Annotated in this window: 16 protein-coding genes; 6 read left to right on the forward strand and 10 right to left on the reverse strand. The window is 64.0% G+C overall.

What is annotated here, in order from left to right; translation table 11 throughout:
- Nucleotides 1-36: 36 nt before the first annotated feature.
- A complete protein-coding gene (locus tag EFJ44_RS08365) occupies nucleotides 37-840 on the reverse strand; it encodes a hypothetical protein (protein WP_125256727.1) in 804 nt (267 codons plus the stop codon).
- A gap of 205 nt (nucleotides 841-1,045) precedes the next feature.
- On the opposite strand from EFJ44_RS08365, the gene EFJ44_RS08370 reads away from it, so the two are divergent.
- The 4 genes from EFJ44_RS08370 (at nucleotide 1,046) to EFJ44_RS08385 (ending at nucleotide 4,560) form a co-directional block, all read left to right on the forward strand.
- Entirely contained in the window at nucleotides 1,046-1,741 is a 696-nt protein-coding gene (locus EFJ44_RS08370) for an IS6 family transposase (RefSeq protein WP_125256728.1), read from the forward strand.
- Nucleotides 1,742-2,374: 633 nt separating this feature from the next.
- Nucleotides 2,375-2,878: a peptidase S1 gene (locus EFJ44_RS08375; RefSeq protein WP_125256729.1), complete on the forward strand. Its 504-nt coding sequence runs from the start codon at nucleotides 2,375-2,377 to the stop codon at nucleotides 2,876-2,878.
- A 78-nt stretch (nucleotides 2,879-2,956) separates the two neighbouring features.
- Nucleotides 2,957-4,048, forward strand: a complete 1,092-nt coding sequence (locus EFJ44_RS08380; protein WP_164511889.1) for a serine hydrolase domain-containing protein — start codon at nucleotides 2,957-2,959, stop codon at nucleotides 4,046-4,048.
- Nucleotides 4,049-4,212: 164 nt separating this feature from the next.
- Nucleotides 4,213-4,560: a hypothetical protein gene (locus tag EFJ44_RS08385; RefSeq protein ID WP_125256731.1), complete on the forward strand. Its 348-nt coding sequence runs from the start codon at nucleotides 4,213-4,215 to the stop codon at nucleotides 4,558-4,560.
- Nucleotides 4,561-4,613: 53 nt separating this feature from the next.
- On the opposite strand, the gene EFJ44_RS08390 is transcribed toward EFJ44_RS08385, so the two are convergent.
- The 6 genes from EFJ44_RS08390 to EFJ44_RS08415 form a co-directional block, all read right to left on the reverse strand.
- A complete protein-coding gene (locus EFJ44_RS08390; protein WP_125256732.1) occupies nucleotides 4,614-5,039 on the reverse strand; it encodes a hypothetical protein in 426 nt (141 codons plus the stop codon).
- Between the two features lie 112 nt (nucleotides 5,040-5,151).
- Nucleotides 5,152-5,589 carry a hypothetical protein gene (locus tag EFJ44_RS08395; protein ID WP_125256733.1) on the reverse strand — a complete coding sequence of 146 codons (438 nt, stop codon included), beginning with the start codon at nucleotides 5,587-5,589 and terminating at the stop codon, nucleotides 5,152-5,154.
- Between the two features lie 45 nt (nucleotides 5,590-5,634).
- Nucleotides 5,635-6,129, reverse strand: a complete 495-nt coding sequence (locus EFJ44_RS08400) for a hypothetical protein (RefSeq protein ID WP_125256734.1) — start codon at nucleotides 6,127-6,129, stop codon at nucleotides 5,635-5,637.
- Between the two features lie 3 nt (nucleotides 6,130-6,132).
- Complete coding sequence (locus tag EFJ44_RS08405; RefSeq protein WP_125256735.1) at nucleotides 6,133-6,843, reverse strand: hypothetical protein; 711 nt, start codon at nucleotides 6,841-6,843, stop codon at nucleotides 6,133-6,135.
- Nucleotides 6,833-7,135 carry a hypothetical protein gene (locus EFJ44_RS08410; RefSeq protein ID WP_125256736.1) on the reverse strand — a complete coding sequence of 101 codons (303 nt, stop codon included), beginning with the start codon at nucleotides 7,133-7,135 and terminating at the stop codon, nucleotides 6,833-6,835. Before EFJ44_RS08410 ends, EFJ44_RS08405 begins: the two co-directional genes overlap by 11 nt.
- Before the next feature lie 268 nt (nucleotides 7,136-7,403).
- Nucleotides 7,404-8,087 carry a hypothetical protein gene (locus EFJ44_RS08415; protein ID WP_125256737.1) on the reverse strand — a complete coding sequence of 228 codons (684 nt, stop codon included), beginning with the start codon at nucleotides 8,085-8,087 and terminating at the stop codon, nucleotides 7,404-7,406.
- A gap of 314 nt (nucleotides 8,088-8,401) precedes the next feature.
- On the opposite strand from EFJ44_RS08415, the gene EFJ44_RS08420 reads away from it, so the two are divergent.
- A complete protein-coding gene (locus EFJ44_RS08420) occupies nucleotides 8,402-8,836 on the forward strand; it encodes a hypothetical protein (RefSeq protein WP_125256738.1) in 435 nt (144 codons plus the stop codon).
- Nucleotides 8,837-8,967: 131 nt separating this feature from the next.
- Nucleotides 8,968-9,594, forward strand: a complete 627-nt coding sequence (locus tag EFJ44_RS08425; protein WP_125256739.1) for a tyrosine-type recombinase/integrase — start codon at nucleotides 8,968-8,970, stop codon at nucleotides 9,592-9,594.
- Between the two features lie 49 nt (nucleotides 9,595-9,643).
- Here the strand turns inward: EFJ44_RS08425 and EFJ44_RS08430 are convergent, their stop codons facing one another.
- The 3 genes from EFJ44_RS08430 to EFJ44_RS08440 all read right to left on the reverse strand — a co-directional run bounded on the left by EFJ44_RS08430 (nucleotide 9,644) and on the right by EFJ44_RS08440 (nucleotide 12,592).
- Complete coding sequence (locus EFJ44_RS08430; protein ID WP_125256740.1) at nucleotides 9,644-10,006, reverse strand: hypothetical protein; 363 nt, start codon at nucleotides 10,004-10,006, stop codon at nucleotides 9,644-9,646.
- Between the two features lie 515 nt (nucleotides 10,007-10,521).
- Nucleotides 10,522-11,124 (reverse strand): response regulator FixJ, encoded by a 603-nt coding sequence (gene fixJ / locus EFJ44_RS08435; protein ID WP_125256741.1) that lies wholly within the window; start codon nucleotides 11,122-11,124, stop codon nucleotides 10,522-10,524.
- Complete coding sequence (locus EFJ44_RS08440; RefSeq protein WP_125256742.1) at nucleotides 11,114-12,592, reverse strand: PAS domain S-box protein; 1,479 nt, start codon at nucleotides 12,590-12,592, stop codon at nucleotides 11,114-11,116. Before EFJ44_RS08440 ends, fixJ begins: the two co-directional genes overlap by 11 nt.
- Between the last annotated feature and the right edge of the window lie 28 nt (nucleotides 12,593-12,620).

Here is a 12,620-nt window from a genome sequence, read left to right on the forward strand (position 1 = left end):
GGTCGTGGACAGCTGGCCAAATGACGGCGAAGTCGTTCAGGGCCGTGGCCGATTGTACACCGCCTCTTCGACGATCAGTGTGTATTGCTGTCGGTCAGAGCCGGAGCCGGTCTTGACGAAGGCGTAGACGTTTCCCGATCCGTCAATCTCGACTTGTGAGTTCCGGCTTGAGACGCTCAGGTCGTCATTCCAAGCGATGAGGTGCTCCTCACCCGAACAATCGCGGCTTTTCAGAATGGACAGCCGGGTATCGCCGGCGGCCTCGACGGTGATCCGATAACGGCGACCGGGTCTCGTCCGGATTCTGACGCAGTCTTCGAGCTGGCCGAAGTCATCTACCTCAGCCCACTTTCGATCATGCAGGACGACGCGCCAGGCGGCAGGCGGCGGCGTCAGGATGCCCCAGGTGAATTTCTCACCTTCCCGTGGCCCGTCGAGTCGCGAGGCGGAAACTGGCGGCGGATCGCCTGTCCACACCGCACATAGGAACTCGACGTACGGTGAGGGGCTGACCCACCATGGAAGGTCCCACGTGCTGTCGAAAGGTCGGTTCCGCCCGTCCCAGCTGAGCTGGACCGCTTCCACGTCCCCGCGATGCCAGGTCACCATGACGGCGACGGGCAAGGGATGATCGGTGAGCCGAACATGCCCACACATTGAATAACCCGCGTTTCCGACTAACCAGCCGCGCCTCGGTTCCCGCCAATCCGTGCCCGCGGCCCGGGAGCCGAAGATCCGATGAACGGATCGATCCGCGGCCTCATAGAACTGCCTCTCGGTTGGTGCGGGGCCGAACGCGTTGTCGGTCGTCTGGCAAAACGCCGCCGTGGCGAGCACCATCCCAATGGCGCCCGCCGTTCCGCCAGTTGCATGTGTGGAGAACAAGCTTTCTTCCCTATTTGTGACGCGATCGGCAGCGACTTAAGTGACGGCCTTGCAGACCGAAATTTCAGCTCGCCGGTTCAGCGGCTCCGATAGGTGCTGTCAGTCTAACGCTAACCCGTCTCTACTGATATGCTGAAAAGTCCATGCAGGGCAGGGACTTATGGCGAAACTCAGCTTCAAGCGACACCGGTTCAAAAGCGACGTCATCAAGCGGGCGGTCTGGCTTTACTACCGCTTCAATCTCAGCCTCCGGGATGTTGAGGAGATCCTCGCCGAGCGGGGGATCGACGTGTCCTACGAGGCCATCCGCGACTGGTGTCGGAAGTTCGGATTGCAGATCGCGAGGAACCTGCGGCGACGCCGACCGGGGCCTTCGCCGCGGTGGCATCTGGACGAGATGGTGAGCGTGATTGGCGGCCGGAACATGTACGTCTGGCGGGCGGTCGACGACGAAGGGGAGGTGCTCGGCTCCGCCGTCGAGCGCCGGCGGGACGGGGCGACCGCCGAGAGCTTCCTGAGAAAGCTCCTGCGTGATCAGCCCGTTATCCCAGAGTCGATAGTCACCGACGGTCTCGGCTCCTACAAGACCGCGCTGGATCGGCTGGGTCTAGGCGACCGCCATCGCCCCGGCCGCCTCCGGGAGAACAACCGCGCTGAGAACTCCCATCTGCCGATCCGTAAGCGCGAGCGGCAGATGATCGGCTTCAAGAGCGCCGCCTCAGCGCAGCGGTTCCTGACGGTCCACGCCGCCGTCTACAACGCCTTCTACACCCAGCGGCATCTGGTCAGCCGCAGCACGCTCCGGCTGTTCCGGGCGCATGCGCATGCGGCTTGGAATGCGGCTGTGGCGTCGTGAGCGAGGCCGTTCAACTTGGCGATGGGCGGGAGTTAAGTTGACAGCACTGCGACGCCACCTTCACCTACTGCTGAGCTGCCGGGCTGCGGCGGAACAGCAGAAGGGGTCCGAGAGCGGCAATGCGCTTCTTCCAGATCTCCGAGTCCGCGACTGCCATCGGGCACCTGGCCCCATACAGGGCAAGTCCCGACCTCGTCCCGTGTAGGATCGCGTCGGCGCCAGCGGTATCGATGGTCAGATTCAAAACGCGGGCAAGGGAGGGCCCAGCGCAAAGAGAACTCTCGACGACTTCACGCAGAGCTCAACAGCGCAAAAATGCACACTTGCGTTGCCAAAAGGGCTCGCCACTTCCGCATCGGCAAGCGGATTTCATCAATGTCGGCCAAGAGTCAGATGCGGCCATTCCCGAGGCGGCTCAGCTGGGACGTCCGCTGCTGACTCATAGCCGACCTTCAACCCGTCCGCTTCAGGCCCGACACTGAAGCTTAGGCCCAGCACGTCCGCCTCTCACTCGTAGCAGGGAACGGGAGCGGCCGTTTCCCGTCGCCAGCAGTGTCAGGATTGCGACTTGGCAATAGCGCGCGCGACAACCTCCGGACCGCAACCATCAGCTTTAAAGGGTTGGAGGTGTAAATGAAAACCGTCATCCTCTTCGAGGAAAGGATCACAGTCATGATCAAAGCTCTTTTGGTCGCCTCGGTGCTTCAGCTCACGCTCGCCGCATCGGTGAATGCGCAGGAGATCGGCATTGAGCCCATCTATGGTCGGGTGAGCCTGACCGCAGGCGGGGATCACGCCGTGGAGCTAAAGGCCGGCGGACTGGAAAACATCGACGTCACTGAAATGCTTCCCGATTGCCGGGGCTTCGTGTCGCGAGGCCCTCACTTCGTGGTCGACTACACCGCTGGCGAAGCCCCCTTGGTGTTCTTGGTGCATTCGAAAGCGGACACGACCTTGTTGGTGAATTTTCCGAACGGGAGCTGGGCGTGTGACGACGACAGTGGCCTCAACGGCGGCGATCCTGGCTTGGTGATCTTTGCCGCGCCATCGGGCCAATACGACATCTGGGTCGGCGCCAAGGAAGAATGGGCAACGCCCGACGCCACCTTGCGCATCACAGATAGCGCAGTCGACTGACTCCCTGTCTGAAGCACGCGGGGCCGGGAAAAATCGCGGTCTATGGCTCGCTTGAGAATTGGCGAAATGAGAGGGGTAATGAACCAGACGCGCAGGAACCTCTTGGCTGGGGGACTGGCCCTCGCGGCGACGTCGCCAACCTTTGCGCGGCAAGCTTACCCCGCCATCGACGCCGAGGCCGCGAGCTTCCTGGCCACGACGCGCGCGCCGGGCTTGCAGGTCGCAATGGCGCGCAACGGCACGCTCGGCTTCGTCGGGGCCTGGGGCAGGGCCGATCAGACCGGCGCCCCGCTGACGCATGATCACCGGTTCCGCATCGCGAGCCTTTCCAAGCCGATCACCGCGGCGGCCGTCATGCGGCTCATCGAAGCGGGCCGACTGACCCTGGACTCCACGATCTTTGGACCGGGATCCATTCTCGGCGATCGGTTCGGCCCGACCTCCGGGCCGCTCCGGGCGCTTCGTGTGCGTCACCTGCTCAACCACACGGCAGGAGGGTGGACCAACGACGGGCGTGATCCGGTCTTTGCCCATCCCGAGCTCGATCAACGTCAGCTCATCGCCAAAACCCTGGCCGAGCATCCGCTGGAAGCCGCGCCCGGCACACGGCAAAGCTATTCGAACTTCGCCTATCTCATCCTTGGCAGGGTCATCGAGCAGGTGACGGGGGAAACCTATGAGGGCTGGGTTCGTCGCGACGTCCTGTCCCGTTGCGGTGCGGCGGGCATGCGCGTCGGGGACCGCGCACGGGGCGTCGGCGAGGTGGAATATCGCGCGCTGACGATCTTCGATGATCCGACCGCGGTGAACGTGCGCCGCATGGACGCGAACGGCGGCTGGATCGCCAGCGCCAGGGAGCTGGTGGGATTCGTGACGGCCGTCGACGGGACGGAGGGCCCCGGACGAATCCTGCGTCCTGCCTCGGCGAGGCTGATGGCCACCGGGCCGTTCGCCGGCGCGGCCTACGGCCACGGATGGCAGATCAACCAGTGGGACAACTGGTGGCATACGGGCATCATTCACGGCACGGCCGCCTTCATGTGCAAGACGCGCTCGGGTTATGTGATGGCGGCCCTGACCAACACCGGCGGCCCTGGCTCGGACGTCACGCTGAAGCTGGACCAGATGATGTGGCGCATGGCCGCCGCGATCCCGGGATGGCGGCCTTGACGCGCGATCGCTGCGACGTTGCGGTGTTGGAATCCGATTTCCTTTTCTCGACCTCCATGATCGAGGCGCTTCTGGATTCGGACTCCTCTACGAGGCTTAAATACCTTCAATGCGGGCGATCCAGGAATCCCACAAATGTCTGACTTAAGGAGAGTATCCTGCAAATGGCGCGACTACTGAAAGCCTTCTTCATCGTGTCGTCATCGACGGTTTTGTTGGGATGCGAGACGATATTCCTGTCTCCCGAACCGGAAGTTCACAGCACCGAATGGGGGCAAATCACCGTTTGGCATTATCCCCCTGGCTACAACAGCTCGACCTACGGGTACCGAGAGCTCTGGGCGAAGAATACATCAAACACCCCCTACTGCGTGGTGGTGGCTCGTGCGGGCGGCAAGCAGCTCGTGACGGCGCCGGCGAACACGGAAAAGCTGCTTCTCGGGCGCGGACAAGTACCGGAAGGCGCCAGCGTGGATTGGATGCCGGGATCCTGCGAGGCTTGGGGAACCTGAACGGGACCACAGGAATGCGGGCAACCATCTCGCCCACTCAGCAATGCCTGTGATCATCGAGCCTGAAGCTTAATCAGCTCCGCTTCATATCGCCCGAGCGGCAGCCAGTCGCGGCTGCAAGCCTGGGCGTAAAGGCGCCCTTCGGCTCGACGCGCGAAGACTACGTGTTCGCGGTCGCGGTCGAACTGCATGCCGCAAAGGCTGCTGTCACCGGACTGGTGACGAACGGCGGTCCACGTTCCGACGTCGCCCTTGAGCGACCGTTCGACCCTGAAGACGGTGGCGCTGATAGGTCGGCCGCCAGCCTGGCCCACGCGAACGACGCGCTCGACCCTGCCGACGAAGATGACGTCGGCCTCGTCCACCTGGTCGGCGGGATCCGGGGGAAGGCAGGTGCATGCACAAGCCGGCCCGGCGGGGGCTGCAAGGCCTAGTGCAATCGCCAGCACCGCAGCCTGGACCATATGCGTCCGCGACATTTGCGTTCTCCCTGAGCAATCGGCCATTTTCCCGGACTTTCCGGTAGCGTGTCCCTTCGCCAACGCCACGCAGCCATGCCGTCGTGTCCGCATCGGACAACGGGGGCGCCATTCACTCACGGGGCACCCAAGGCTCCCTGCCGCGATAGACCGGAGCGATCGCATAGCAGAAGTCGCGCTGCTCGATCGGTGCAAGGGCGCAATCCTCGGTGAACGCCTTGCACAACCAGTACCGATCTGTGTCCGCGTAGTTGCACTGCCTCTCGGTGAGCGCTCGGCACTCCCAGTAGTCCGAGCGCTCCGCGAGGTTGCAGTTGCGTTCGGAGATCGCCTTGCAGAACCAGTAGTGGCTGCGATCCGCCACGCCGCAGTTTCTCCGATCAAGCGCGTAGCAGAACCAGTAAAGGCTGTCGGTGAGTCGGCTGCAGTCGAGCCGCTGTTCCTGCGTCACGGGGGTCTCCGACGCAGCCGTCATCTGCGCGGCCCGCGCCGATGGAGCCGCTAGAGCCGTCACAAGGCAGAAGGCGAAGGTCCAAAACAGATTGCGCATCTTGGGCGATATCCTGGCGATCATGGGCTGGTTACGCGGGCGTGTTTATCTGCTGGCTGCGAGCGCCTGCTCGATGCACCCAAGGGCCGCATCGCGCGTGCCGCCGGCCACGTCGGGTCTGGGGTGATCGAAATCGCGGACGTAGATCGACCGGAGGTAGCCTTCGCTCAGCGGACCTATGCACTCCATTCTCTGATAGGAGCCGCGTTCGCGAGTGTCGCCGAGAAGGATGACCACCAGCGGCTTTGCGGAGGCGCGCTGCGGAATGGCGGCCCGTACGCATTGGCGGCGTGCGCCGGTCGGGTTCGGGTCTTCGGGCACGCAGTGTCGAAACACCTCGCCGTCGAAGGAAGGCCGTCCGTAAATCAGCCGGCCATCGGTTTCGAGCGCCTCGATCATTCGCACGGTCTGGCCGGCGACAGGGTCTCCGGGGCCGCCTGTGGAAAGCACGACGATCTCCGCATCAGCAACGCCGGGAGCTTCAGACGCGGGGGTCAGCGGGGCGGCCAGTAGGGCTGTGGCGAGAGCGGCACGGAGCATCGCTCACTCCCTTTCCGGTTGAGGCCAAGCGACGGCACTGATGAATCGGTTGCCATGCCCGGTGCGCCACGCCCCGAGCCGCCGCATAGGTTGACCCTGCTCGGTCATCTGGACATAGACGACGGTGGAGTCCGGGACAGGAGGGGCAGGAGGCGGCGGAGGAATGACGGGCACGCCCGGAGGAGGAGGCGGCGGCACATAAGGCACTTCGCCGGGCCAGAAAGGCCCCGCGGCGGCACGGCACGGGCTGGTGAGAGCCGCTTCAATCGCCTGCACGTCCGGTGTGCCGAGGCGACCGCCCACAGGCTTCCAACGGTCAGTGTCCGATGCGATCGTGGCCTCTGCGCCGGGTTGGGGCGGCTGCTGGACGACCCGCGGGTCGCGGTTCTGTTTCCAAAACCACCATGTGCCGTCGCTCTCCTGCCAGACGGCCGTCCAGATCGTGTTGCCGTGGAGGCCGCCAGGCGGCGCGATGGCTCGAAACAGCACGCGGGCGTCTGGGGGCGGCGATCGCCAGGGACCGTCGGGAATGACGAACTCCGCGAACAGCTCGTCCTCGTAAGTGAGGTTGCGAGCGCGGGCGTCGGCGTACGCTGGGTCGGTGCGGACGGCTTCGAACCGCGCGATCTGCTCGGGAGATGCAACGCGGCACTCAGCCGGATCCTGAATGTGACCGGCCAGAGCCGGAGAAGTCGCGATGAACTCAAAGAACATTAGACACCTCGCCATCAGTGATCGGGCGGCCGCGGACCAAACCGAACGCTGCGCCGCCCACCGCTCCTGCGAATGCGGTCATCAGCAACAACACCCAGCCCGGCTCTCTGTGCTCGTCAGGTGTTCCGCCGCTGGACAACACGATCAATCCCGAGAGCAGACCGACGATCGCCCCTGCCAGAATGAACCAGGGCAGGCTGTCGCGGCAGGTCGCCTTGAGCAAAAGAAGTGAAGAGCCGCCTCCGACCACCGGCGCAGGAACGGTGAACAGGAGGCCGAAGAGTCCGATCATCAAGGTCCCGAAAACCCAAGACGTCGGGTCCGCGCCTGAGGACGCGCTGAGGGCGGCTGCGAGCGAAAGGCTCGACGCAATGGGAGCCGCTGCAAACGCCAAAATCGTACGACCCAGAGACATCGCTCACTCCTCGGAGATCGAAGTGAAGCTGGAGGCGGCATCCAGCGTCAAGGTCAGAAGGAGCGGACGTCAGGTTGCGTCATTCGCCTGCCGCCGAAGCGTTCTGAGCCGCACACGCCGGAGCCGGGGCCCAGCTTGATCTACCCTACGGTTGGGTCGCAGGAGCCGCGGTGATGTTCATCGAGTAAGCGCCCGTCTCCCGAAGGCCGCCGCTGGTCACCGCGATGAAATAACTCCCTGCTCTGGGGAGCAGCCCAGACGCGCGAAATTCTTGAGGATCAACCTCGCCCGACCCGGACGTGGAATCTAGTTCTACAAAATACCCCCGCCGGCACGACGGGTCCCTGTAGACGTGCCCGACAGGGCTGAAATCCGCAGATCGGACATTCAGCATCACCTGCACCGGTCCGGCGACGGTGACCTCATAGCAGTCGAAATATCGGCCAGGCGCCAGGTTGGCATCAACCGGAGACAACTCGCCGGACACCTCACTGCCGACGGTCATCGTCAGGGGATCCGCGCGCAGGCGGGCGGCGTCGGGCGTGTCCGCCACAGCCAGCCCGATCATGTAGTCTCCGACGTCCCGTGAATCCGAGCTGCTGGCCCGGAACGACCAAGTGCCCCCTTGATCCAGCGTCGCCTCAAGATGCGCTGCTCGAAAGCCGAACCCGCCGTCGTCGTCGGCGTCCTCCCATTCCCCCTGGCAGCCGGGTCCACGATGCAACGCGACCCAGGCATCCACGTCGATGGAGCGCATGACGATTTCGATCGACTGGCCTGCGACGCCCACAAAATCATGACAATCGTAGTGTGCGTCCCTGTGATCCACCGGGTCCTCCGGAGCCAATGCTCCGAAAACTACCTGCCCGGGTAAGATGGACTGAGCCAGGCAAGGCGCTACGCCGCAAGTTGTGGCGACGAGAACGGCGGCGCTTAGGAGGGATTTCATCAGTTATGGCTCCGGTTCGAGGAGAATGGAACGACTTGAGGCGATACTGGGACTGTAGGCAGTGGTTGGACGCGGAGCCAAACGCCGCTGCGATTGTGGTTGTGCAGATGATCGCAAGCACGCTTGTCGGTCGAAAAGGGCCATGCTGTTCTGCGCACGCGGTATAGTAGCGAGCGTGGGGGAGAGCGAGAACGATGGTCTGGTTGATGGTGGCGCTTGCAAGCTTGGGCGGTCAGGATCCCGGCGAGCGCTGGGAGGTCGTCTATGAAACGACAGACGTCTGGGTCGGTTACGACACCAGCCGCCCATATTCGCAAGGAAACTTCCGCCGAGGATGGTTCGTCGTCGCTTTACGAGCGCCCACGGGGCGGGAGGCCTATTCAGTCGTCCGAATGGTCTTCAATTGCGCAACGCCTCAGTTCAACGTGTGGGAGAAGTGGCGCCACGACATCGACGGCCATATGGTGGGCTACGTCAACTCACGCGAAATCCTGCCGGTGTCGCCAGACACGCCGGAAGCGGCGATGCTTGCCCGTGTGTGCGTCGGCCCGCAGGCCGACGCGTCGACTGAAACGAGGACTTATGCATTCCCGGCCGTTCTGGCGGAGGGAGCGCGGGCGGCGCGATGAGCGATCACCGACTGTCCAACGAAATAACGTCGGCTTCCTGGGAATGTCCGAAGGTCCGCAACTGGCGCTGAACAGATCCAGAGAGCGTAGACTGGGCCGCGGACAGGGAGGCACCTCAATGGAGGTTGGCCATGCGCCAGTCTGACCTGTTCAAGCAACCGAAGCGCCCATGGAATGCCGGCCGTCTGATCGGCCCCAAGGCGCCGCTGAAACCGAAGCACATCTGGGCCATTCGACAGCAGTTGAAGGTCGCGAAGAGGGTTCGTGACCTTGCGATGTTCAACTGCGCCCTGGATGCCAAGCTGCGAGCCTGTGACCTGGTTCGGCTCCGGGTCAGTGACGTGGCGCCTGGCGGTGCGCTCCGACAACGGTCGATCGTTATCCAGCAGAAGACGGGGAGGCCGGTGCCGTTCGAGATCACGGAGCCAGCGCGCGACGCAATCGCGGCCTGGCTCAAGCTCCGTGGCGAGCGTGAAGATGACTGGCTGTTCCCGAGCCGCAGCCGACCGGGCCAGCATATCGGCACCCGGCAGTACGCACGGCTCGTGGATCAGTGGGTTCGGATGATCGACCTGGAACCGCAGGGCTACGGGACCCACAGCCTCAGGCGCACCAGGGTGTCGCTCGTCTACAAGAAGACCGGCAACCTTCGCGCCTGTCAGCTCCTGCTCGGCCACAGGAAGCTGGAGAGCACCGTCAGGTACCGCGGCATCGAGGTGGACGACGCCCTGGAGATGTCGGAGCAGATCGATCTGTGACTCAGGACCGGGCCCGAATGCGGGCCCGGTCATCGTCGCCTAAGGGTGGTTAGCTGACGTCAGGTTCTTCTGAGGGAGTGCGGTTTGGACTGAGATCACGCCAAGACCTGCGACGCGCCTGCAGTTGCAGATACACCGCCAAAGGTTCATCCGGGACTTTGGTCCACCCGCCGACCCGCTCAACGTCTTGCTTTAGGGAGCTTTCGACGATGTTGGCGGCCTCTTCATCGAGTCGTTCGACGACAGCCAGAGTCTGATTGGCCTTGCGCCGGACCCTTCTGCTTTCTCCAGCCTTCCGCGCCGGGATTGCCTTCCGCGACGACTTGTCGTTTTCACCATAGGTGTTGCGCCGGTCCTTCGCGTAACTGAGGGCCTTTTTGTCTTGCGGCGTCTTCGGAGGCTTACCAGTCATCTAACGACGATGCCTGCGGCAGCGGAGTCCTGCAATCGGAATGTCCGCAACGGGTCGGAAGCCGACCGTCACGTACGGGTGGGAAGCGGACGTTTCGAGAGCTACGATGATCTATGCGCGACCCGCCAGCCAGTTTTGACAGGCTCTGTGGAGCATTTCACCAAGACGCCGTCGTGGTCTTGGGTGGAACGTTGGAATCGCAGGCCGACGAGTGCGTTGGATTTGTCTCTCTTAGCGACCAACCCGAGCTGTTGCTCTTTTTGGATGGCCTGCTGGAGCGAAAGGACAGCGGCGAACTGCGTCGGGTCCTAAGGAGGCAGCGCCACATCGACATTTCGATGCCGCGAGAAGCTTGGTGGACCCTCCTTGAGCTAGTCCGAGGGCGGCTGAGCGTGCATCATCGGTAGTTCCGCAACGGGTCGGAAGCCTACGGTCACCTACGGGTGGAAAGCTGACGTCCGGCAGGCATACACACGACGATCTGCTTTCTGGCCGCCAGTGAATGGCCGCTGACGCTAGCCGGCGGTCATAACCATTCTGACCAACTCCGAGAGGCTACCAGCCTGCATCTTGGTCATGGCATTGGCCCGGTAGACCTCCACCGTACGCGGGCTGATGCCGAGGTCGAAGGCGATCACCTTGTTGGCATGTCCTTTGACGAGGCCGTCCACGACATCGCGCTCGCGCGGCGAGAGGGAGTCGAGGCGATCGGCGAAGGCACGCCTTTCGGCGTCGGCCGAGGTCGCCTTGCCCGCCTGATCCAGGACGCGATGGATCGAAGCGAGGAGGACCTCGTCATCAAAGGGCTTTTCGATGAAGTCGACGACGCCCGCGCGCATGGCCTCGATGGCGAGGGGCACGTCGGCATGTCCGGTGATCACGATGACGGGCTCAACCGACCCGCTGTCGCGGAGCCTGCGGGCAAGTTCCAGTCCAGTCATGTCGGGCATTCGAACGTCGGTCACGACACAGCCCGCCGGACGATCCTCCACTGCCAAAAAGGCGACAGCGGACTCATAAGTCCGCACCGTCAGGTCGGCAGTTTCGAGCAGGAAGGCGATGGAGTCCCGCACCGCGGCATCGTCGTCGATGACGTGAATCATGGTGTTAGTCGCCATCGGCAGCCTCCTCCTCAATACGGGCGCGCTGAAGCGTGAAATGGAAGACGGTCCCGCCGCCCGGGTTCGGTTCGAACCAGATGCGTCCGCCATGAGTCTCGATGATGGTTCGGGAAATGGACAGTCCCACGCCCATCCCGCTCCTCTTGCTGGTCACGAAGGGCTGGAACAGCTGATCCGCGAGCTCGTCGCCGACGCCCGCTCCGGTATCCGACACCGACACCCGCATCAGTTCGGCGTCCAAAGGGGCCGCGGCGATGACCAGCTCGCGCTTCGGCGAGTCTTCCATGGCGTCCATGCCGTTCCGGATCAGATTGAGCAGCACCTGTTGGATCTGCACCTTATCGGCGAGCACGCGGTCGGCGGCGGGATCTATCGCGAACCGTACGCGAACGCCGTGCTCACGCGCGCCGACGAGGGCTAGGGCGCTGGCTTCCTCGATGAGTTTCGGGAGGTCCTCGATGCGCCGTTCCGTTTCGCCGCGCGACACGAACTCGCGCAGCCGTCGGATGATGACGCCCGCCCGCAGGGCCTGATCCGCCGCTTGGTCGAGCGCAGTGGCGATCCGGTCCTCCCCCAGTCCCTTCGAGCTTAGCAGCCGTTTTGAGCCTTTGAGATAGTTGGAGATGGCCGTGAGCGGCTGGTTCAGTTCATGCGCCAGCGCCGAAGCCATTTCGCCTAGAGCCGTGAGGCGGGAAACCCGCACGAGGTCGCTCTGCAGCTCCTGCATCCGGGCCTCGGCCTGCTGGCGTTCGGTCAGGTCCCGCACGAAACCGGTGAAAAACCGGCCCTCGGCGGTGCGCATCTCGCCGACGGCGAGCTCCATCGGAAAGGTCGAGCCGTCCTTGCGCTGACCGACGACGATCCGCCCCAGACCGATAATGCGGCGCTCGCCTGTGTGGTAGTAGCGCTGCAGATAACCGTCGTGCGCCTCGCGATGGGGCGAGGGCATCAGCACGCTGACATTCTGACCGATGGCCTCGTCGACAGACCAGCCGAACAGCCGCTCGGCCGTCGGGCTGAAGGCCCGGATCACGCCGGCGTCGTCGATCAGGATCATCGCATCGGGAATGGTGTTCAGGATCAGCCGGAGGTGGGTCTCGCGCGCCGAGAGTTCCCGGTGGGCCCGTTGGAACCATTCGCCGCCCACTGTCACGGCGGCCGCCACGCCGACGAACAGGGCGGCCTCGATCCAGAGCGCCGGGCTGGCCGGCGAGAGCAGCAGCCCGGCGCAGAGACCGATCACCCCCGCCACCGCTCCCGGAATCCAGCCGCCCATGGCGGCGCCGACCACCACAGCCGGGACAAAGACCAGAAACGCGCCGTGGTCGCCGATCCGCTCGTCGAGGGCGATGCGCAGCCCGGCGCCGACCAGGGCGACGACGACCGCCGCCGCAACGGCGATCCACGGGGACGCCGGGCGGATGAACGCCGAGGGCGCTGTCTCCGGGGACTGAAAGGATCGCATCGATGCTCCTTGCCCCGTCCGGCCGGCC

It is taken from the genome of Brevundimonas fluminis, from assembly GCF_003934285.1.
GTDB lineage: Bacteria > Pseudomonadota > Alphaproteobacteria > Caulobacterales > Caulobacteraceae > Brevundimonas > Brevundimonas fluminis.